General features: G+C 67.8%; 18 protein-coding genes and 5 pseudogenes. 18 read left to right on the top strand and 5 right to left on the bottom strand.

The genetic code is table 11. The annotated features are described in order from the left end of the window. Positions 1 to 2: 2 nt before the first annotated feature. The 4 genes and pseudogenes from ACHMWU_RS22940 to gluQRS form a co-directional block, all read right to left on the bottom strand. Entirely contained in the window at positions 3 to 761 is a 759-nt protein-coding gene (locus ACHMWU_RS22940) for an MMPL family transporter (RefSeq protein WP_396049183.1), read from the bottom strand. After that, positions 652 to 1,828: pseudogene (locus tag ACHMWU_RS22935) on the bottom strand (MMPL family transporter). The gene ACHMWU_RS22940 and the pseudogene ACHMWU_RS22935 overlap by 110 nt, the downstream one beginning before the upstream one ends. Then, positions 1,828 to 2,349, bottom strand: coding sequence for a TetR/AcrR family transcriptional regulator (locus ACHMWU_RS22930; RefSeq protein WP_396047485.1), 522 nt, complete (start codon positions 2,347 to 2,349; stop codon positions 1,828 to 1,830). Before ACHMWU_RS22930 ends, ACHMWU_RS22935 begins: the two are co-directional and overlap by 1 nt. Before the next feature lie 59 nt (positions 2,350 to 2,408). After that, positions 2,409 to 3,266 carry a tRNA glutamyl-Q(34) synthetase GluQRS gene (gene gluQRS / locus ACHMWU_RS22925; RefSeq protein WP_396047483.1) on the bottom strand — a complete coding sequence of 286 codons (858 nt, stop codon included), beginning with the start codon at positions 3,264 to 3,266 and terminating at the stop codon, positions 2,409 to 2,411. Positions 3,267 to 3,415: 149 nt separating this feature from the next. On the opposite strand from gluQRS, the gene ACHMWU_RS22920 reads away from it, so the two are divergent. The 13 genes and pseudogenes from ACHMWU_RS22920 to ACHMWU_RS22860 all read left to right on the top strand — a co-directional run bounded on the left by ACHMWU_RS22920 (position 3,416) and on the right by ACHMWU_RS22860 (position 15,353). Then, the gene (locus ACHMWU_RS22920; RefSeq protein ID WP_396047481.1) at positions 3,416 to 4,543 is read left to right on the top strand and encodes a hypothetical protein; all 1,128 of its coding nucleotides are present in this window, start codon (positions 3,416 to 3,418) and stop codon (positions 4,541 to 4,543) included. 304 nt (positions 4,544 to 4,847) lie between these two features. Continuing rightward, positions 4,848 to 5,279, top strand: coding sequence for an ATP-grasp fold amidoligase family protein (locus ACHMWU_RS22915; protein ID WP_396047479.1), 432 nt, complete (start codon positions 4,848 to 4,850; stop codon positions 5,277 to 5,279). A 93-nt stretch (positions 5,280 to 5,372) separates the two neighbouring features. Continuing rightward, positions 5,373 to 5,462: a K(+)-transporting ATPase subunit F gene (kdpF, locus tag ACHMWU_RS22910; protein WP_396047477.1), complete on the top strand. Its 90-nt coding sequence runs from the start codon at positions 5,373 to 5,375 to the stop codon at positions 5,460 to 5,462. Then, positions 5,462 to 7,121: pseudogene (kdpA, locus tag ACHMWU_RS22905) on the top strand (potassium-transporting ATPase subunit KdpA). Before kdpF ends, kdpA begins: the two are co-directional and overlap by 1 nt. 89 nt (positions 7,122 to 7,210) lie before the next feature. Further along, positions 7,211 to 9,128, top strand: a pseudogene (gene kdpB, locus ACHMWU_RS22900) (potassium-transporting ATPase subunit KdpB). 161 nt (positions 9,129 to 9,289) lie between these two features. Further along, positions 9,290 to 9,355, top strand: a pseudogene (locus ACHMWU_RS22895) (potassium-transporting ATPase subunit C); the annotation flags it as partial. Between the two features lie 4 nt (positions 9,356 to 9,359). Continuing rightward, on the top strand, positions 9,360 to 9,929 hold the full coding sequence (locus ACHMWU_RS22890) for a potassium-transporting ATPase subunit C (RefSeq protein WP_396047475.1): 570 nt from the start codon (positions 9,360 to 9,362) through the stop codon (positions 9,927 to 9,929). Next, positions 9,926 to 10,261 carry a DUF4143 domain-containing protein gene (locus ACHMWU_RS22885; protein WP_396047473.1) on the top strand — a complete coding sequence of 112 codons (336 nt, stop codon included), beginning with the start codon at positions 9,926 to 9,928 and terminating at the stop codon, positions 10,259 to 10,261. The genes ACHMWU_RS22890 and ACHMWU_RS22885 overlap by 4 nt, the downstream gene beginning before the upstream one ends. Positions 10,262 to 10,354: 93 nt before the next feature. Then, positions 10,355 to 10,996, top strand: coding sequence for a proton-conducting transporter membrane subunit (locus ACHMWU_RS22880; RefSeq protein WP_396047471.1), 642 nt, complete (start codon positions 10,355 to 10,357; stop codon positions 10,994 to 10,996). Further along, a pseudogene (locus tag ACHMWU_RS22875) lies at positions 10,963 to 13,235 on the top strand (Na+/H+ antiporter subunit A). Before ACHMWU_RS22880 ends, ACHMWU_RS22875 begins: the two are co-directional and overlap by 34 nt. 2 nt (positions 13,236 to 13,237) lie before the next feature. Then, positions 13,238 to 13,666, top strand: a complete 429-nt coding sequence (locus ACHMWU_RS22870) for a Na(+)/H(+) antiporter subunit C (RefSeq protein WP_396047469.1) — start codon at positions 13,238 to 13,240, stop codon at positions 13,664 to 13,666. Beyond that, entirely contained in the window at positions 13,663 to 14,115 is a 453-nt protein-coding gene (locus tag ACHMWU_RS22865) for a hypothetical protein (RefSeq protein ID WP_396047467.1), read from the top strand. The genes ACHMWU_RS22870 and ACHMWU_RS22865 overlap by 4 nt, the downstream gene beginning before the upstream one ends. Further along, a complete protein-coding gene (locus ACHMWU_RS22860) occupies positions 14,085 to 15,353 on the top strand; it encodes a proton-conducting transporter membrane subunit (protein WP_396047465.1) in 1,269 nt (422 codons plus the stop codon). The genes ACHMWU_RS22865 and ACHMWU_RS22860 overlap by 31 nt, the downstream gene beginning before the upstream one ends. A gap of 46 nt (positions 15,354 to 15,399) precedes the next feature. On the opposite strand, the gene ACHMWU_RS22855 is transcribed toward ACHMWU_RS22860, so the two are convergent. Continuing rightward, complete coding sequence (locus ACHMWU_RS22855) at positions 15,400 to 15,600, bottom strand: hypothetical protein (protein WP_396047463.1); 201 nt, start codon at positions 15,598 to 15,600, stop codon at positions 15,400 to 15,402. 11 nt (positions 15,601 to 15,611) lie between these two features. On the opposite strand from ACHMWU_RS22855, the gene ACHMWU_RS22850 reads away from it, so the two are divergent. The 5 genes from ACHMWU_RS22850 (at position 15,612) to ACHMWU_RS22830 (ending at position 18,896) form a co-directional block, all read left to right on the top strand. Next, entirely contained in the window at positions 15,612 to 15,938 is a 327-nt protein-coding gene (locus tag ACHMWU_RS22850) for a Na+/H+ antiporter subunit E (protein ID WP_396047461.1), read from the top strand. Beyond that, positions 15,938 to 16,558: a monovalent cation/H+ antiporter complex subunit F gene (locus tag ACHMWU_RS22845; protein ID WP_396047459.1), complete on the top strand. Its 621-nt coding sequence runs from the start codon at positions 15,938 to 15,940 to the stop codon at positions 16,556 to 16,558. Before ACHMWU_RS22850 ends, ACHMWU_RS22845 begins: the two co-directional genes overlap by 1 nt. A 50-nt stretch (positions 16,559 to 16,608) precedes the next feature. Next, on the top strand, positions 16,609 to 17,070 hold the full coding sequence (locus ACHMWU_RS22840) for an SRPBCC domain-containing protein (protein ID WP_396047457.1): 462 nt from the start codon (positions 16,609 to 16,611) through the stop codon (positions 17,068 to 17,070). A gap of 108 nt (positions 17,071 to 17,178) precedes the next feature. Further along, positions 17,179 to 18,603 carry an amino acid permease gene (locus ACHMWU_RS22835; protein ID WP_396047455.1) on the top strand — a complete coding sequence of 475 codons (1,425 nt, stop codon included), beginning with the start codon at positions 17,179 to 17,181 and terminating at the stop codon, positions 18,601 to 18,603. Next, entirely contained in the window at positions 18,600 to 18,896 is a 297-nt protein-coding gene (locus ACHMWU_RS22830; RefSeq protein WP_396047453.1) for a MarR family transcriptional regulator, read from the top strand. The genes ACHMWU_RS22835 and ACHMWU_RS22830 overlap by 4 nt, the downstream gene beginning before the upstream one ends. Positions 18,897 to 19,522 lie beyond the last annotated feature (626 nt).

Below are 19,522 nucleotides of genomic sequence, written 5' to 3'. Positions count from 1 at the left end.
GTTCACCGGCGCCATGGTCGCGGGCCTCCTTGATCCGGGGTCAGCAGGAACACCGCGTAGTCGGTCGACAGACCGAACACGACCGCGAACAGGAACACCGGCTGCGAGGACTCCAGGGCGCCTTGGCTCGTGTAGTTCAGCAGACCTTCGAACCGGCCGTCCTGGAACACCAGCACGAGGATGCCGAACGTCGCGCCGATCGTCAGCACGTTCATGATCAGTGCCTTGATCGGCAGCACGACCGAACCGGTCAGCATGAACAACGTGACCAGCGTCAGGACCGCCAGGATGCCGAGCGCGAGGGGGATGTTCGCTGCGATCGAGGCGACCTGGTCGACCTGCTCGGCGCTCGCGCCACCGACCAGCACGGAGCCCGGGGCGTCGACGTCGCGGATGTCGGCGACCAGGTCGAGGGTCTGCTCGTCGAGGGTCGTGGCCGAGGGCACCACGTCGACCTGCCACGTCTCGTCGCCCAGGAAGCGGGGCTCGGAGACGTTCGCCGCTCCCGGCAGCTCGGCGAGCCGGTCGGCGTAGGCCCCGAGCTCGGCGGACTCGGACTGTCCTCCCGTCACGGCCACGACGATCGGTGACGACTCGGCTCCGACGAACTCCGCACGCAGCGTCTCGTCGACAGTCTTGGCGGTGGCGCCGTCAGGGAGCACGCCGGCATCGACCCCGGTGAACTTGACTCCGAGGAAGGGCGCCGTGAACGCCAGGAGGATCGCCGTGCCGGTCAGCGCGATCGCGACGGGGAACCGCATCACGAAGTTCGCGAGCCGGAACCAGAAGCCCGTCGAGTCGTGCGCTGCCTCGGCCGCACGTGCGCGCTGCCACCGCTTCGGCGCGAAGCGCGTTGACCCGGTGCTGCAGGACCGCGAACACCGACGGCAGGACGATCAGCGAGACCGTGGCGGCGACGAGCGCGACGATCGTCACGCCGATCCCCATCGAGTACAGGAAGCGCAGCGGGAAGACGAGGAGCGCCAGTCCTGCACAGGCGACGGTCACGGCCGAGAACGCCACGGTGCGCCCGGCGGTCGCGAGGGTCGTGCGGATGGCCTCAGCTCTGGACCGACGCGTTCGAGCCTTCGCGGTAGCGCGACACCAGGAACAGCGAGTAGTCGATCGCGAGACCGAGTCCCAGGCCGGTGATCAGGTTGAGGGCGAAGATCGAGATGTCGACGACCTCGTTGACGCCCCTGACCACGAGCATCGACGTGACGATCGTCAGGCCGCCGACTAGGAGCGGCAGCAGGGCCGCGACAGCGGATCGGAACACCCACAGCGACACGACGAACAGCAGCGGGAAGGCGATCAGCTCGGCGATCAGCAGATCGTGCTCGACCTGTTCGTTGACCTCCTGGTACGCCGGTCCGAAGCCGCCGACCTGCACCCCGTCGACCCGTTCGAGCGCTGCCCGGAGGTGCTCGGTCGTGGCGTCGGCATCGGCGTCAGCCCGGTAGATCGCGGCGAGGTAGGTCTGCGAGCCGTCCTTGGAGACGAACTGGGGTCCGGCCTCGGGACCACCGACGACTACGGCGACGGCATCGTCTTGTCGCAGTGCCCGGGTCGCGGCAGCGATTGCGGCGGTGTTGTCGGTGTCGATCAGCGCAATCAGGTCGGGAGCGGCCTTCTGCCCGGTCGCGGACTCGACCTGCCGAATGGCCTGAGCGCTCTCGGAGCTCGTGTCGGAGAAGGAGTCGTTGTCGGTGTTGAGCAGGCCGGCGACCGGCCCCCCGACGATGCCGGCGAGGACGAAGAACAGGGCGGTCACGCCGAGGACCCTCTTGGGTCTGCTGTTGGCGAGGCGGGCGAGGGCTGCGAACATCAGAACTCCTTGAGGACGGCGGTCGGGTCACCGATCAGGTCGATCAGGTCGAGGGCGCCGACGACGGTCAGCAGCATCCCGTGGGCCATGAAGTTGCGGACCTGGTCGTCGGTCGCTCCGCTCAGCTCGGCGACGTCCTCCCAGATCTCGCGGTAGGTGCGCTGGGCGACATCGCGAATCGCGGGATCGGAGGCCGCAGCCCAGGTGTGCAGCTGGCAGCGCAGTGAGTTGACGTCGGCCTCCATGAAGCCGAGGTAGGCCAGGCCCATGGCCTGGAGGGGAGAGAGGTCGGGGTCACGCTGCTCGACGGCCTCACGGAACGCCTGACGCAGCCCGGTCGTGTGCTGCTCGATTGCGGCGCAGATCAGGTCGGTCTTGGTCCCGAAGAGTCGGAAGATGTAGGGCTGCGAGACCCCGGCACGCTCGGCGATGACCTCGACGGACGTGGCGTGCATGCCTGCGCGTCCGTACTCCTCCATCGCGGCTTGCAGGATCAGGACCTTGCGGTCCTCTGCCTTCATGCGCTTTCCGGTGACCATGGACAGTAAGTTAGTGATGACTCACAAACTTTGTCAATATCTCAAGGAACGAAGATCCACGGCTCCCGTGGGATGCGCCCGACGTCGAACTCGTCGAGCAGCTCGCGCGGCGTCCGTCCGGACAGCCCGAGTGACTCGCAGATCAGTCCGAACGCCCGACCATCCAGCTCTCGCAAGGTCACTGCCCCGTCGCGCTTGGCGAGGCGCTGCCGGTCGACGTTGAGCGCCAAGGGCACGTGCACGTAGCTCGGCGGAACCGCGCCGAGCAAGGACGCCAGGTAGGCCTGACGCGGTGCAGAGCTCAGCAGGTCGTCGCCACGGACCACCTGATCGATCTGCTGCTGGGCGTCATCGACGACGACCGCCAAGTTGTACGCCACGGCTCCGTCACCGCGTCGCAGCACGAAGTCGTCGACGACGCCGGCGAACGAGCCGTGCAGGACGTCTGTGACCGTGAACGTGTCGGTGTCGCTGCGGAGCCGCAGGGCCGCTGGCCGAGTGCTGCGTCGCTGCTCGCGTTCAGGCTCGGACAGGTCGCGGCAGGTGCCGGGGTAGGCGCCCGGCGGGGCATGTGGCGCCGACGGGGCGTCGAGGATCTCACGGCGCGTGCAGTAGCACTCGTACAGCAGCCCACGTCCGCCCAGCGACGCGAGCGCCGCGTCGTAGTAGCGGGCCCGGTCGGACTGCCGCACGACCGGGCCGTCCCAGTCGAGCCCGATCGCTGCGAGGTCGTCGAGCTGGCGCTGCTCCGAACCTGCCTTGACCCGGTCGAGATCCTCGACCCGGATGACGAACTCGCGACCGGACTGACGCGCACACAGCCATGCCAGCACGGCGGTGCGAAGGTTGCCGATGTGCAGGTCGCCAGAGGGCGAGGGGGCGAACCGGCCAGAAGTCACCTGTCCATTGTGGCCGACCGGCCAACAGCGGCCGCTGGCTCGGTGAAGGATGGGTGTCACGTGTGTGAGTCCTGAGAAATAGCCCGTGGTTTCCGATAGGCTCAGGCGGTTGTTTCGACTCCGAGACTCACTGGTGAGTCCGGTCCCTGATGAGGCGGATTTCCTTGCTCAACCCAGCTGGTGTGCCGAGTCGGTTGCTCGACCGGTTCGTTCCCGGGCGCCACGTCGCCAGGATCACGCGGGAGCGAGATGCCCTGGCCGCCGAGCGCGCCGACCTGATCGCGCGGACGACTCCGCTGGAGACCGAACGCGACGCCCTCGTCGTGCGCCGTCGGGCTCTGCAGACCGAGATCGGCGTGCGGCTGGGCAAGCGCATCCAGTCCCGCGACGGATTCGAGAAGACCAAGGGCACGCCGTCGCTGATGGTCTCCAACGGTGCGTGGCAGCGCATCTGGGCGGCCACCGTCGAGCTTCAGGGTGGACGCGACGCCGTTCGTGACGTGACGCACGACCCCGTCGAGACAGAACGTTTCGTGGCCTCGCACAAGATCCCGTTCACGGCCACGACGGCCGAGGCCGACTTCGTGGCGCACACCTTCCGTGATCGAGTCGCCCTGGTCGAGATGCGGGCCGGAGGATCGGCCTCGATCGACGCTGAGGGCACCATCACGCTGTCCGGAGCAGGTGACATGTCTCAGATCGAGGACATCGCCGAGGCCTCGTCCCGCCTGGGGGCCTCGATCCCCGCGCCGTACGTCCAGGTGGGCTGGGTGCTCGGCGACGACGGTCCCGCCGTCGTCCGCATCGATGCTGCCCCCGACGCCATCGCCTTCGTCGACCACGACACCGACCGGGTCCTGGGAGACCTGCACGCTCGCACTCGTCAAGATCCTGCAAGAGCTCGTCGAACGAGGCTCGCTCGACAATGCTGTTCCCGGTGGAAGCTGACGTCAAGAGGTCCGAACGATGAACCGGCACGAGAAGGTCGCCGCGCTGAAAGCGGAGATGAAGAAGCTGCGCGCCGACATCGCGACGCGCGAGCAGACCCTCGAGCAGCTGCCCAAGACCAAGCGGTTGCTGGACGACCAGATCGCCGTGCTGGAGTGGGACGTCACCCCGCCGACCGCTGTCGTCGACGATCCCCGCACCGCCCGGAACGCGCCGTCGCTGCGGCACGCGGCCCGCTGGCACAAACGCAACTACCGGCGGGCGGACGGCCTCGAGCGCCGTTTCATCGAGCCGGTGACCGACCTCTACCTCAAGAGCGATGCCCGTGACTTCGCCGCAGCCCACGGAGTCGGGGTGCCGAGAGTTTTCGGGAGTGGTCCACGCCCGAGGAGATTCCGTGGGACGGCTGCCGGAGCGGTCGGTCGTCAAGAGCACAACGGGCGGCGGCGGCATCGCGGTCTACCCACTGATACGTCAGGACGGCGGTTTCTACGACTCGATGGCGCGCACGACCGTCACGCCTGACGAGATCGTGGCGGCGCTGCGAGTCAAGCACAAGGCCGCGTCCACCTACTTCGTCGAGGAGTTCTTGACCCGGCTCGACGGCTTGCCGGCTCGCCCGACGACATCAAGGTGTTCTGCTTCTACGGCGAGCCCGGATTCATCGAGATGCGCACCGAGGACTGGGGACGTTTTGCCGACGCCCAGGTGCGGACCAGGACGTTCCTGCTCGACGGCACCGAGCTGTTCAACGTCCGTCCGTTCGTGGGACAGGCCACCGATCTCGACATGCCCCGCGACCTGCCGGCCATCATCGAGGCGTCACGGATCCTGTCGAAGGCGATCCGGCGTCCGTTCGTGCGACTCGACTTCTTCGAGTCCGAGCAGGGGCTGATGTTCGGCGAGGTGACCCAGCACCCGGGTCGGCTGCCGCTGCTCGTCCCTGAGTGGGACGAGCGCTTCGGGCAAGCTCTACGAGCAAGGCTTCGCGCGCATGCTGTCCGACGTCATCGACGAGGGCGCGCTGACGCTGGTCTATGGCGACCAGGCCTGACCCACAGCTGACGTCACCCATGGGGCGCTAAGAACGCGTCAAGACGCGCTAAGACGCTGTCAAGATCGCCGATCCGGCTCAGATCCGGGTCTTGAATGGCGCTCATGAGTATTGAAAGCGGTTTGCTGATCGCCCTGGTGTGCGCGCTGGTCGCGTACCTGGTCGCGGCCCTGATCTTCCCCGAGCGCTTCTAGTGTCCGACACCGTGAGCGGCCTCCTCACCATCGTCACGCTCGTCGGCATCCTGGCCCTCGTCTACGTGCCCCTGGGTGACTACATGGCGCGGGTCTTCACGACCTCGCATCACTCGCGCGTCGAGCGACAGATCTACCGGCTCGGCGGCGTCAGCCCTGATGCCGCGCAGAGCCCACGCGCATACATCCTGAGCGTGCTGGCGTTCTCGCTCGTGAGCCTCGTGCTGCTGTACGCGATCCTGGTCGGCCAGTCCCACCTGCCGTTCAGCCGCGACATGGCCGCGATGCCAGGCTGGATGGCGTTCAACACCGCCATCTCGTTCGTCGCGAACACCAACTGGCAGTCGTACGGCGGAGAATCCACGCTCGGCTTCGCAGCCCAGATGGGTGGACTCGCGGTGCAGAACTTCCTGTCCGCTGCCGTCGGCATCGCGGTGGCCGTTGCGCTGATCCGCGGCTTCGTCAAGGTGCGCAGTGGCGAGCTCGGCAACTTCTGGGTCGACCTGACCCGCAGCACGATCCGCATCCTGCTGCCGATCGCGTTCGTCGGTGCTCTCGTGCTGCTGGCCAACGGGGTGGTGCAGAACTTCACCGACACCACGGTCACCACGCTGGCCGGCCACAGCCAGGTCATCACCGGCGGGCCGGTCGCCAGCCAAGAGGCGATCAAGGAGCTCGGCACCAACGGCGGCGGATTCTTCAACGCCAACTCGGCGCATCCGTTCGAGAATCCCAACGGTTTCACCAACCTGTTCGAGATCTTCCTGATCCTGCTCATCCCCGTCGCGCTGACCCGGACGCTCGGCACGATGCTCGGCAACCGCCGCCAGGGACTCACGGTCCTCGGCGCGATGGGCCTGATCTTCGCCACGGCCACCGTCATCGCGACGTGGGCCGAGGTGGGCGGTCACTCGCAGGCCGCCCCAGGCGGCAGGAGCCGCTCTGGAGGGCAAGGAGACCCGATTCGGTGAATGGGGCTCGGCGTTGTTCGCGGTGGCCACGACCGGTACGTCGACGGGGGCGGTCAACTCGGCGCACGACTCCATGACGCCTGTTGGCGGCGCGGTCCCGTTGGTCAACATGATGCTGGGTGAGATCGCTCCTGGTGGTGTCGGAGCTGGCATCTACGGCATCTTGATCATGGCCATCCTGGCCGTCTTCGTCGCCGGACTGATGGTCGGTCGGACGCCTGAGCTCCTCGGCAAGAAGATCGGCACGAAGGAGATGACGTACGTCGCGCTCTACACGCTGAGCGTCCCTGCGATCATCCTGGTCGGGATCGGTTCGGCCATCGCGCTGGACAGCACCCCCGATGCCATGGGCAATCCCGGCGGGCACGGCTTCACCGAGGTCGTCTACGCGTACACCTCGGCGGCCAACAACAACGGCAGCGCCTTCGGTGGCATCACGGTGACCTCGGACTTCTTCCAGATCACCCTCGGCCTGGCGATGCTGCTCGGCCGGTTCATCCCCATCGTGCTCGTCCTGCTGCTCGCCGGCTCCCTCGCCAAACAGGCCAAGGTGCCCGAGACGGCCGGGACGCTGCCCACCAGCACACCTCTCTTCGGGGGCCTCCTTGTCGGCGTGATCCTGCTCATCACAGGACTCACGTTCTTCCCGGCCCTCGCCCTCGGTCCCATCGCGGAGGCACTGTCATGACGCTCTCACTCCTCCTGAAGCAGATGCTGGCCCAGGTGCCTGCAGCCCTGCTCAAGCTCGACCCGCGCCACCTGTGGCGCAGCCCGGTGATGTTCATCGTGTGGCTCGGATCGGTCGCGACGACTATCGCAGTCTTCACCGATCCCAGCACGTTCACGATCTCGTTGGCGATCTGGCTGTGGCTGACCGTGATCTTCGGCAACCTGGCTGAAGCTGTCGCGGAAGGTCGCGGCAAGGCACAGGCCTCGTCGCTGCGGGCAGCTCGCACCGACACCGTGGCCCGTCTGCTGAAGGCCGACGGCACCGAGACCTCGGTACCCGGGACCCAGCTCACGGTGGGCGACCTCGTGCTAGTGGCGGCAGGGGAGGTGATCCCCGGCGACGGCGACGTCGTCGTGGGGATCGCGACGGTCGACGAGTCGGCCATCACCGGTGAGTCGGCCCCCGTCATCCGGGAAGCTGGGGGTGACCGCAGCGCCGTGACCGGAGGCACCAAGGTGCTGTCCGACCAGATCACGGTCAAGATCACGTCGGCGCCTGGTGAGACCTTCCTCGACAAGATGATCGCGTTGGTCGAGGGCACGTCACGACGCAGGACGCCGAACGAGATCGCGCTGTCGATCCTGCTGGTGAGCCTGACGATCGTGTTCGTCCTCGCGGTCGCGACGTTGTCGCCGATGGCCGAGTACGCGGGCGCCCCGCAAGACCTCGTCGTCCTCGTCGCGCTGCTCGTGTGCCTCATCCCGACCACGATCGGCGCGCTGCTCAGCGCCATCGGCATCGCCGGGATGGACCGTCTGGTTCGGGTCAACGTCCTGGCGATGTCAGGACGCGCGGTCGAGGCGGCCGGTGACGTCAGCACGCTGCTGCTCGACAAGACCGGCACCATCACGTACGGAAATCGGCAGGCCGCCAGGTTCGTGCCGGTCGGCGACGTCACCGAAGGTCAGCTGCGTGATGCCGCTCGGCTGTCGAGCCTCGCTGATCAGACACCTGAAGGTCGCTCGATCGTGACCTTGGCGCTCGCCGAGGGCGCCGACGACCAGGATCTGCCCCGTGGCGCGGAGTTCATCGAGTTCACCGCCCAGACCCGGATGTCCGGGGTCGATCTCGCGGACGGCACTCAGATCCGCAAGGGCGCCGGCTCGGCGATCCACGGCTGGGTCGGCGGGACCATGCCCGCTGCAGCTGACCGGGGTGATCGAGTCGATCTCGAACGACGGAGGCACACCACTGGTCGTCGCCGTCAGGACGGACGGGGCCAGCACGGTGCTGGGCGTCGTCCACCTCAAGGACGTCGTGAAGCAGGGGATGGCCGATCGGTTCGCGCAGCTGCGGTCGATGGGCATCCGGACGGTCATGGTCACCGGCGACAACGCGTTGACTGCGAAGTCGATCGCTGCCGAGGCAGGGGTCGACGACTTCCTGGCCGAGGCGACGCCGGAGGACAAGCTGGAGCTGATCCGCAAGGAGCAGGCCGGTGGGCGTCTCGTCGCGATGACTGGTGACGGCACCAACGACGCCCCCGCCCTCGCTGCGGCGGACGTGGGCGTCGCCATGAACACGGGCACCTCGGCCGCGAAGGAGGCCGGCAACATGGTCGACCTCGACTCGGACCCGACCAAGCTCATCGACATCGTCGAGATCGGCAAGCAGCTGCTCATCACCCGCGGCGCGCTCACGACGTTCTCGATCGCCAACGACGTCGCGAAGTACTTCGCGATCATCCCCGCGATGTTCCTCGTGGCCTATCCCTCGCTCGACACGCTCAACATCATGGGCCTGGCGACACCACAGTCGGCCATCTTGTCGGCGGTCATCTTCAACGCGCTGATCATCGTCGCGCTGATCCCGTTGGCACTCCGCGGTGTCCGGTTCAGGCCGGCATCGGCATCGGCCGTGCTGCGGCGCAACATGCTCGTGTTCGGACTGGGCGGACTCGTCGCGCCGTTCATCGGCATCAAGCTCATCGATCTCGTCATCTCCACCATCCCAGGAATCGGGTAACACCATGCTCAAGGACTTCAGTCGCCAATCCCTCGCCGGTCTGCGCATGCTGCTGGTCTTCACAGTCGTCCTCGGCATCGCCTACCCGGCGGCCGTCTCGGGGCGCCGGTCAGGCCGCCGGTGACCGGGCTGACGGGCAGCCCGTCAGGGTCGGTGGCACGATCGTCGGCTCTGCGCTGCTCGGTCAGAACTTCGAAGGTGACGAGTGGTTCCACTCGCGTCCAGCTGCCAATGACTACGACTCACTGGCCTCGGCTCCGTCCAACCTCGGACCGTCCAACCCCCGACCTGATCGCCTCGATCGAGGAACGTCGCGCCGCGGTTGCCGAGGCCGAGTCGGTCGACCCGGCCGACGTGCCTGCCGATGCGCTGACAGCCTCGGGCTCGGGTCTCGACCCCCACATCTCGGTCGACTATGCCGCGATCCAGGTCCGGCGGGTCGCCGCAGCCAACGGGTTGTCGGCGGCGGCCGTGGAGCGGCTGGTCGAGGAGCACAGGGAGGGCCGGTCGCTGGGCTTCCTCGGTGTGCCCCGGCGTCAACGTCCTGCGCCTCAACGTCGCGGTGCAGGCTGCTGCCAGCGCGGTAGCGGGTTGAGGTCATCGCTGCCGCGAATCCGCGAGATGGGTACCGCGAATCCGCGAGGACCAGTAGTGGTTGAGAACCAGCCTTCCTGCATACCTGGCGTTGCTGGAGACCTTGTTCCTGATTCACACCATCCCAGCTTGGGGCGAGAACCTGACCAAGCGCGTGACGGGCCGCCCCAAGGCGTCGCTGCTCGGGACTGGCGCCTGGCGTCGTGAGTGATGGTGCTGGCGGCTTGCTCGAAGGGTTCGTGGCTGGCGAGCTGAGACGTCAACTGAGTTGGAATGAGTCGCAGGCCCAGCTGTTCCACTATCGCGACTGTGACGGACGCGAGGTCGACCTCGTCCTTGAGAGTGCTGATCGCCGCGTGGGCGGAATCGAGATGAAGGCCGCCGGATCGGTCGACAGGAAGGACTTCAAGGGGCTCACGTTCTTGCGAGACAAGCTCGGTGACCGGTTCGCGCTCGGGGTCGTGTTCTACACCGGAACGAGAGCAGTGCCCTTCGGTGACCGGCTCGTGGCGCTTCCGTACTCTGCGCTCTGGCAATGATCGTCCGGAGCGGTTGCGACCCGAAGCGGTCGCAACCGCGCTGGGAGCGGCCCTTATAATAGAGTGGCCAGCACCCACTCGGAGGAGCGTTCGTTGAACTTACTCATCGCTGCGCACCTTGTTGCGGCGGCGATGTCTCCGTGGTTGGTACGGATTCTTCGGCGTCGAGCCTTTCTCGTGCTGGCTCTGGTCCCGTTGGCGAGCTTCGTGTGGACATTGGGCCAGACGAGCGCCGTGCACGCTGGCGACGGACCCGTCGAGACCGTCAGCTGGGTGCCGAGCCTGGGTCTCGACCTCGCGTTCCGGCTGGGCACGTTGCAGTGGCTGATGGCCCTGATCGTGACCGGCATCGGCGCGCTGGTGCTGATCTACTGCGCCTGGTACTTCGACGACGACGATCCGGCCCTTGCGACGTTCTCGGGCACGTTCATCGCCTTCGCAGGCTCGATGCTCGGCCTGGTGCTGTGTGACGACCTGCTGCTCCTGTACGTGTTCTGGGAGCTCACGACCGTGTTCTCCTACCTGCTGATCGGCAGCGACCCGACCAAGCGGGCCAGCCGCCAGGCCGCGATGCAGGCACTGATCGTGACGACGCTGGGCGGACTGGCGATGCTCGTCGGCATGCTCGTGCTGGGCAGGAAGCCGGCACCTACCGGATCAGCGAGATCCTCGCTGACCCGCCGACCGGATCAGCCACCATCGTGGCGGTGGCCCTGCTGCTCGTCGGTGCCCTGAGCAAGTCGGCGCTCGTCCCGTTCCACTTCTGGCTCCCCGGCGCGATGGCTGCGCCCACCCCGGTCAGCGCGTACCTGCACGCGGCGTCCATGGTGAAGGCCGGTGTCTACCTGGTCGCGCTGCTGGCACCGGCCTTCGCCGGCACGGCCGGGTGGCACGAGACAGTGCTCGTGCTCGGCATCCTCACGATGCTGCTCGGCGGGTGGCGGGCGCTGCGCCAGTACGACGTCAAGCTGCTGCTCGCGTACGGAACCGTCAGCCAGCTCGGCTTCCTGCTGGTCGTCTTCAGCATCGGCACCCGGGCGGCGGCTCTCGCGGGCCTGGCGATGCTGCTCTCGCACGCACTCTTCAAGGCAACGCTGTTCCTCGTCGTCGGCATCGTCGACCGTCAGGCCGGAACCCGCGACCTCAGGGTGCTGTCGGGTGTCGGACGTTCCGCGCCGGTGCTGTTCGCCACCGCCGTCGTCGCGGGTGCCTCGATGGCCGGGCTGCCGCCGCTGCTCGGCTTCGTCGGCAAGGAGAGCGTCCTCGGCTCGCTGCTCGACGTGGCCCGCGCCGACGACCGTCCTGACCTCTCGCCGTTGGCGGGCTGGCTGGTGCTGATCTGCGTCATCCTCGGCTCGGTGCTGACGGTCGCCTACACGGTGCGGTTCCTGTGGGGCACCTTCGCGGCCAAGCCCGACGTCGAGTCGACCCGTGTCGCGACGATCCCGCCCGGCTTCCTGCTGGCACCCGTCGTCCTGACCGCCTTGACGATCGCCCTCGGATTCGTCGGGCACGGTCTCACCGAGCTGTTCGAGCCGTACACGCACCAGTTCCCCCCCGGAGCCCACGACGCCAAGCTCGCGCTGTGGCACGGCCTCGAGCTGCCGCTGGCCTTCTCGGCCGTCGCCGTGCTCCTCGGCGTCGCGATGTTCGTCCGCCGCAAGGACGTCGGACGCGTCCAGATCGCGCTGTCACCCGAGTGGACCGCCGAAGGCGGCTACCGGCTCATCATGCGCACCGTCGACCGCCTGGCCGTCGAGACCACCGGCATGACCCAGCGCGGTTCCGTCGCGGCATACCTGGCGATCATCCTCGTGGTGGTGCTGGTGCTGCCGGGCCTCGCCGTGCTGACGGCGCTCGACGGCCCCATCGACATCGTGCTGTGGGACCACCCGAGCCAGGCCGTGGTGGGCGTCGTCATCATCTTGGCGGCCATCTTCGCAACGCGTTCGCGTCGTCGACTGCGCGCGGTGATCCTGGTCGGCGTCACGGGCTACGGCACGGCCATGCTGTTCATCCTGCACGGCGCGCCCGACCTCGCCATGACGCAGGTCCTGGTCGAGACGACCAGCCTGGTCATCTTCGTCCTGGTGCTGCGCCGACTGCCCGCCTACTTCACCGACCGGCCGCTCTCGCCACGTCGATACCTGCGCATGGCGCTCGGTGCCGGCATCGGCATCGCCGTCGGGCTCATCATGCTGGTCACGACAGGGGCACGCACGGCCACCCGGGTCTCGAAGCCGTACGCCAAGGAAGCCGTCGAGTTCGGCGGTGGCCACAACATCGTCAACGTGATCCTCGTCGACATCAGGGCCTGGGACACGCTGGGCGAGATCTCGGTCCTGGTCGCGGCTGCGACCGGTGTGGCGAGCCTGCTGTTCCTCGACACCCGGATGTCCGGCATCCGTCGGGTGTACGACATCCCCTACCCGGCATCGGTCGAGAAGGTCCCGACCGGACCGGGACGGCGAGTGTGGCTGCCCGGACCACGCACCCTGGCGCCTGACCGTCGCTCGATCATCTTCGAGGTCGTCGTCCGGATGCTGTTCCCGGTGCTCATCGTCTTCGGCATCTACCTGCTCTTCGCCGGTCACAACAATCCTGGCGGCGGATTCGCGGCGGGCATCGTCACCGGCCTGGCCCTGATGGTCCGCTACCTGGCGGGCGGACGCTACGGCTCGACGAGGCGGCACCCATCGATGCCGGCGTGCTGATGGGCACGGGACTGTTCGTCGCCGCCGTGTCTGGCCTGGCTCCGCTCGCCTTCGGCGGCGCCGTCCTCCAGAGCGCGAAGATCGACCTCGACATCCCCCTCATCGGCGAGCTGCACGTCGTCACCTCAGCCGGTTTCGACATCGGCGTGTACCTGGTCGTGGTGGGCCTCGTGCTCGACCTGCTGCGTGCGCTCGGTTCGCGGATCGATCGTCAGATCCTTCGTGAAGACCGCGGAGCAGAACAAGGAACAGGCCTATGAGCATGAACCTGACCCTGATCATCACCGCGTCGTCCCTCATCGGCTGCGGTGTCTACCTGATCCTCGAGCGCAGCCTGACCAGAGTCCTGGTCGGGCTGCTCCTGCTCGGCAACGGGGTGAACATCCTGTTCCTCATCGCGAGTGGACGGGCTGGCAAGGCGCCGATCGAGGGCACAGCCGACCCGGCCGACATGTCCGACCCGCTGCCTCAGGCGCTGGTCCTCACGGCCATCGTCATCGCCTTGGCGACCACGGCGTTCCTGCTCGCGATGGCGCACCGCAGCTGGCAGCTCAACGGCAACGACGACGTCCAGGACGACGTCGAAGATGCCGCGATCCGGCGCCTGGCCCTGGCTGACGAAGCCTCCGACAGCCACGACCTGGCCACCGGCGGTGAGGACGATGACGTCCTCGCGGAGGAGGGCGCATGAACTATCTCGTCCCGCTGCCCGTGCTGCTGCCGCTGTTCGGCGCCGGCGCCGCTCTCATGCTGTCGCGACGACCGCGGGCCCAGCGCGCCGTCACGTTCGCGGTGCTGTCGGCCGTCGTCGCAGTCGCCGCGGTGCTGCTCTTCCGGGTCGACCAGTACGGCCCGCAGGTCGCCTGGCTCGGCGCCTGGACGCCGCCCCTGGGCATCAGCCTGGTGGCCGACCGGCTGTCGGCGCTGATGCTGCTGGTCTCTGCCGTCGTCACACTGCTCGTGCTCGCGTACTCCATCGGCCAGGGCATGACCGGTGACGAGCGTGAGGCACCCGTCTCGATCTACCACCCGACGTTCCTCGTGCTGGTCGCCGGAGTCTCGAACGCCTTCCTGGCCGGCGACCTGTTCAACCTGTTCGTCAGCTCGAGATGCTGCTGTTCGCCAGCTACGTCCTGCTGACCTTGGGCGGCACCGCGACCCGCATCCGAGCTGGCACCATCTACGTCGTCGTCAACATGCTGTCGTCGGCGCTGTTCCTGATCTCGATCGCCGCGGTGTACGCCGCGACCGGCAGCCTCAACCTCGCTCAGCTCGCTGGGCCGCATCCAGAGCTGCCCGACTCGGTGAGCCTGACCCTCCAGCTGCTCCTGCTGGTCACGTTCTCGGTCAAGGCGGCGGTGTTCCCGCTGTCGTTGTGGCTGCCAGACAGCTATCCGACCGCCCCGGCGCCGGTCACCGCGGTGTTCGCCGGGCTGCTCACCAAGGTGGGTGTCTACGCGATCCTGCGCATCCAGACGCTGCTGTTCCCCGACAGCCCCCTGACCGACCTGTTGATGTGGGCCGCCCTCGTCACGATGGTGATCGGCATCCTCGGTGCCATCGCGCAGTCCGACATCAAGCGCATGCTCTCCTTCACCCTCGTCAGCCACATCGGCTACATGATCTTCGGCATCGGTCTGGCGACCGAGCAGGGCATCTCCGGTGCGGTCTTCTACGTCGCGCACCACATCACGATCCAGACCGCGTTGTTCCTGGTCGTGGGACTGCATCGAGCGACGAGCCGGCAGCGCCTCGTTGCTCCGGCTCGGCGGCCTGGCCCGGCTCGCCCCGGTCCTGGCCGTCCTGTTCTTCGTCCCGGCGATGAACCTTGCCGGCATCCGCCGATGTCGGGCTTCCTGGGCAAGGTCGGCTTGCTGCAGGCAGGTCTCGACGTCGGCAGTCCCCTGGCGATCACGTTGGTGATCGGCGGTGTGGCCACGAGCCTGCTGACCTTGTACGCCGTGGCCAAGACGTGGGCGATCGCGTTCTGGCGCACCCCCGAGCAGGCCCACGAGACGGCGCAGGCGCTGCCCAGCCCCGGCGAGGAGGCCGATCCGAAGCACCCGACCGTCCAGATGGTCCGACACCGCGGTCACGTGCACGCCGGCGGAACGGCCTATGCCGCCGGCGACCTCGAGGAGGCGCGGCTGGTGCGCGACGAGGAGGAGCCAGATCGCGATCTCTACCAGCTGCTGCGCGACAACGAGCTCCCGGATCGGCTGCCCCGGTCGATGGTGCTGCCCACCGCAGCGCTGATCGGGTTCAGCCTGCTCTTCACCCTGATCGCCGGGCCCATGTTCGACTACACCGATCGCACCGCAGTCGATCTGCTGCACCGGGTCCCGTACCTCGAAGCGGTCCTCGGGAGCAACCGATGAGCCCGGTCACCAAGACTCGCCGCGACGGCCAGGTCCGCCCCGCCCGCTACCGGTCGTTGCAGCTTCCGGTGCTCGCCTGGCTCACCGTCATCTGGGTCGCGCTGTGGGGCCAGATCTCGGTCATGACGGTGCTCGGCGGGTTCATCGTCGCGACGATCGCCTGCCTGGTGTTCCCGTTGCCGCCGCTGAGGCTGGACGTGTGGGTCAGACCGGTTGCGTTGCTCTGGCTCGTGACGCGCTTCGCCATCGACGTCGTCGGTGTCGAGCGTCCAGGTCGCGCTGGTCGTCCTGCGTCCTGGCCGGCCGCTGCGCAACGGCGTGGTCGAGGTCAACCTGCGGACCCCCTCCGATGTCGTGCTCACGGTCGTCGCCGAGATGACGTGCCTGATTCCCGGAAGCCTCGTGGTCGAGGCTCGCCGATCGACGCACACGTTGTACCTGCACGTGCTCGACGTCAAGGACGAGGCAGGCGCCGAGCGCTTCCGCCAGAGCGTCCTCGACCTGGAGACCCGACTGGTCCGGGCGCTGGGCCGGCACACCGATCACCTCGACGAACTGCCTCCGACAGCTGAAGGAGAACGCTGATGACCGTCGTGCTGTTCATCTGCGTGGCGATGCTCTTCGCCGCCGCCGTGTGCGCCGTGGCCCGGATGACGATGGGTCCCACGTTGCTCGACCGGGCGGTCGCCTTCGACGTGCTGGTCGCGATCAGCATCTGCGCACTGGCCATGGAGGCGGCACTGAACCAGCACACGTTCACCCTGCCGATCCTGCTCGTGCTGACGCTGCTGGGCTTCGTGGGCTCGGTCAGCGTGGCCCGCTTCACCCACGGCAGTGACGACATCGATGCGGACCGCACATGGCTGGGGTCCAGGTGGCTGACGTCATCGCCGCGATCTGCTTCCTGCTGGGTGGCGCTGCTGGCCCTGATCGCCGCGATCGGCGTCCTCAACCTGCCTGACCTGCTGAGCCGGATGCACGCCGCCACGAAGCCCCAGGTGCTCGGTCTCATCTTCGTCCTGATCGGGCTCGGCTTCCGGCTCCGAGACCCCGGGGTCATCGGCATCCTGGTGCTCGTCCGGACTGTTCCAGCTGCTGACCACACCGGTCGCCAACCACATGGTCGGACGGGCGTCGTTCAGGGCCGGTCAGGTCCGAGAAGAGCGGCTCGTCGTCAACGACCTCGAAGGCCAGCTCGACGATGACGGGATGTCGCGCGGCGATCCGTGACATCGGCTGCACGTAGGGTTGCGGCATGGGCAGAACGGATCGCGCCAGCCTCCTCATCCACGCCGACCACACCACGGTGTTCGCGGCCCTCACCGATCCTGACGCGTTGCTCGCCTGGCTGCCGCCCCAGGGGATGCACGGCCGGTTCGAGCAGTTCGACCTGCGCCCAGGAGGCTCGTACCGGCTCGCCCTGACCTACGAGGACGCCGCCGGCTCTCCTGGCAAGACCTCGGTCGACACCGATGTGATGGACGTGCGCATCACGCAGGTCGTCCAGGACGAGTGTCTCGTCCAGGAGGTCGTCTTCGCGGCGGACGACCCGGCGTTCCAGGGCGTCATGCAGATGGAGTGGAACGTACGCTGCGTCGACGACGGGACCGAGGTCGAGCTCGTGGCCAAGAACGTCCCCAGAGGGATCCGGGCCCACGAGCACGCCGAGGGGATGACGTCGTCACTTGCGAACCTCGCCGCGTTCTTGGCGAGGTGACGGCACGTCGCTGAGCTCGTGCCGGGGATACCTCAGACCGTGACGAAGTGGAAATCGGGGCGACACATGCCGTCGATAGCGTGCCGGGGTGAAGCCGGAAGCCGAGCGGTGTCCTGGCCAGCGCGATCGAGGTTCGAGGGGGTTGCCCGACGGCAGGTACGGCGCAAGGACCTGCTGGCCCATGCCATCGCCGTCTTGACCCCGTCGCTGAGCGCCCTCGGTGCCGGGCTGTCGCTTCCTTCGGTCGTCGGGCCCGGGTTCTGGATCAGCACGCTCGCCGGCTTCGGGCTTGCGCTGCTCCTGTCGAGCATCTTGAGCGAGTTCGCCCAGCGGTTCGCCTCGGGCGGTTCTCTCTACACGTTCACCGCCAAGGGGCTCGGACCACACGCGGCGCTCATCGTCGGGGTGTCCCTGCTGCTCGGCTATGGAGTGCTGGTGGGGGCGGGTGTCACGGGCGCGGTCCAGCGCTCGGGGAGTGCGTGGTTCGCCCTCAGCGGTCACCAGGTCAGCCACGGCGCTGACCTCGTCGGTGTCGTTGTCGTCACCGTCGCGTGCGTCGGCATCATCGCAGCGGGGATCTCCTTCGCCTCGCGGGTTGCCCTGGTGGTCGAGGCAGCCAGCATCGTCGTGCTGGCAGTCGTGCTGGGCGCCTTGGTCTACCGATTCGGAATGCCCGGCTGGCAGGCCCTGTCGCTCAATGGGGCCTCGCCCGGCAAGATCGTGGCCGGTGCAGCCCTCATCGCCACCTTGACGGTGGCGTTCGAGAGCTGCGCGGCCCTGGGCCTCGAGGCAGAGCGTCCGATGCGTGACATCCCCTTCGCGATGCGCGGCGGCCTGCTGCTGACCGGGGGGCTCTTCATGGCCGCCAACGCGGTCGGCACGGTGCTGCCCGAGACGATGAACGTGTGGTCGTTCCGGTGGTTCGGCATCGGCCAGAAGGTCTCACCGCTCGACGCCCTGGTGCTCGTGCTGCTGGCTGCCTCGTACGTCGCTCTGGCGTTCTGTGCCTGGAACGCCTTGGCGCGTCTGATCTTCTCGTTCGCCCGCGAGGGGGTTCTGCCCAGCGTGATGGGTGCGACCACGAGCCGAGGTGTGCCATGGCTCGCGGTCGCCGTCGTGGTGCCTGTCGTCCTGGTGGTGCCGATCGTCCGCTGGCTCTCCGGTGAGACGCCGAGCGCAGGATCGTGGGCGATGCTTCGGGTCGCGACCGAGGTGGTCAGCATCGCCTACGGGATCACCGCGGTCGCGTTGGTGTTCTTCCTGGTCCGCATCGACGAGCGTCCGTCCACGGCGGTGAAGGCCGCAGTAGGCGTCATCGGCGTCGTGGGAGTGCTGGCCGAACGGTTCGTGGCCGAAGCCGCGCACGACGAACGCACGATGTTGACCTGGCTCGCGGCCGTGGTCATCGCGTCGGCAGTCTGGCGGGGTGCTGTCACGCGTCGCCTGTCGCACCACCGCGCTGTCCTCGGGGCCCACGAGGAACCGCTGGCCTCCGAGGTGGTGCTGTCCCGTGGAGCAGAGCCCGCCCCATGACGCCGTCTGAGCCCGAGGAGTTCCTGGCCAAGCAACCTGCCGCCTTCGACCACGCGTTCACGGTGCTGGAGGCGGTGGCGTTGCGCGGCCCCGGCACGACCGCACGAGAGCTGACCGAGATGCTGCCGTTCTCGCGCGCGACCGTGTTCCGCATCGTCAAGCACCTCGTGGCGCACGAGTACCTCGTGCGGACGGTCGACCTCAGGGGCTTTGCCCTGGGCGCCCGCGTGCTCGCTCTGTCGGCACCCCCCACCCTGGCGGAGGACGAGGTCCGCAAGGGCAGTCGCATTTGAAGGCACGGACTCTCAACATGCGTGGCATCGTCCTGGCATCCACCGCAGCTCTACTGGTCTGGTGACGGCTCGTGGGGGTCGTCTTCGACTGGAAAGTGGGAGCTGCATGTCTCGAAGAAATCCCGAAATGCCGGGAAGACGGATCCACCTGCGCCAAGCGGGGTCGACACTCGTCGCCGGGGCCGTCCTGTCGGCCGGTCTCGTGGCGATCACGACGGCCGCACCGGCGAGCGGAGCCATCAACACCTCGGCGCTGATCCTGGCCGACACCGACCGCGACGGTGTGATCACCGCAGCGGACGCTGACGGCCGCGGCACGTGGACGAAGGACCGAGGCGCGTTCTTCCTGGCCAACCTCGACGACGACACCAGCCGCTGCCCCAAGATCGCGACCGACGGCAGCCAGCCACCGACGTCCAGCTGGCCTCGTGCAATGACGCGGCCGATGCCGTCGTCAACGGTGACAACGACGTCTTGGACCTGGCACGTGTCCAGGTGCAGCCGGTCGACACCGGCAAGGTCGGCTCGGTCCGCGTGGAGCTGCGCGGCGTCGGAGCGACCAAGGTCAACGTCTTCGTCAAGCGTGGTGCCGGCACGTCGGCACAGGACTGGACGAAGCTGGCAGC

Origin of the sequence: Aeromicrobium sp. UC242_57, assembly GCF_044452305.1 — a bacterium.
Lineage (GTDB): Bacteria > Actinomycetota > Actinomycetes > Propionibacteriales > Nocardioidaceae > Aeromicrobium.
Note: the sequence above shows the minus strand (reverse complement) of the source record. Positions and strands in the feature narration are given on the sequence as shown.

Excerpts from the sequence above, each read along its gene's own strand:
- ACHMWU_RS22940 (WP_396049183.1), bottom strand. The coding sequence starts at position 761 with ATGCGGTTCCCCGTCGCGATCGCGCTGACCGGCACGGCGATCCTCCTG.
- ACHMWU_RS22930 (WP_396047485.1), bottom strand. The coding sequence starts at position 2,349 with ATGAAGGCAGAGGACCGCAAGGTCCTGATCCTGCAAGCCGCGATGGAG.
- ACHMWU_RS22920 (WP_396047481.1), top strand. The coding sequence starts at position 3,416 with ATGAGGCGGATTTCCTTGCTCAACCCAGCTGGTGTGCCGAGTCGGTTG.
- kdpF (WP_396047477.1), top strand. The coding sequence starts at position 5,373 with ATGAGTATTGAAAGCGGTTTGCTGATCGCCCTGGTGTGCGCGCTGGTC.
- ACHMWU_RS22890 (WP_396047475.1), top strand. The coding sequence starts at position 9,360 with ATGACTACGACTCACTGGCCTCGGCTCCGTCCAACCTCGGACCGTCCA.
- ACHMWU_RS22870 (WP_396047469.1), top strand. The coding sequence starts at position 13,238 with ATGAACCTGACCCTGATCATCACCGCGTCGTCCCTCATCGGCTGCGGT.
- ACHMWU_RS22865 (WP_396047467.1), top strand. The coding sequence starts at position 13,663 with ATGAACTATCTCGTCCCGCTGCCCGTGCTGCTGCCGCTGTTCGGCGCC.
- ACHMWU_RS22860 (WP_396047465.1), top strand. The coding sequence starts at position 14,085 with ATGCTGCTGTTCGCCAGCTACGTCCTGCTGACCTTGGGCGGCACCGCG.
- ACHMWU_RS22855 (WP_396047463.1), bottom strand. The coding sequence starts at position 15,600 with ATGGCGAAGCGCGTCACGAGCCAGAGCAACGCAACCGGTCTGACCCAC.
- ACHMWU_RS22845 (WP_396047459.1), top strand. The coding sequence starts at position 15,938 with ATGACCGTCGTGCTGTTCATCTGCGTGGCGATGCTCTTCGCCGCCGCC.
- ACHMWU_RS22840 (WP_396047457.1), top strand. The coding sequence starts at position 16,609 with ATGGGCAGAACGGATCGCGCCAGCCTCCTCATCCACGCCGACCACACC.
- ACHMWU_RS22830 (WP_396047453.1), top strand. The coding sequence starts at position 18,600 with ATGACGCCGTCTGAGCCCGAGGAGTTCCTGGCCAAGCAACCTGCCGCC.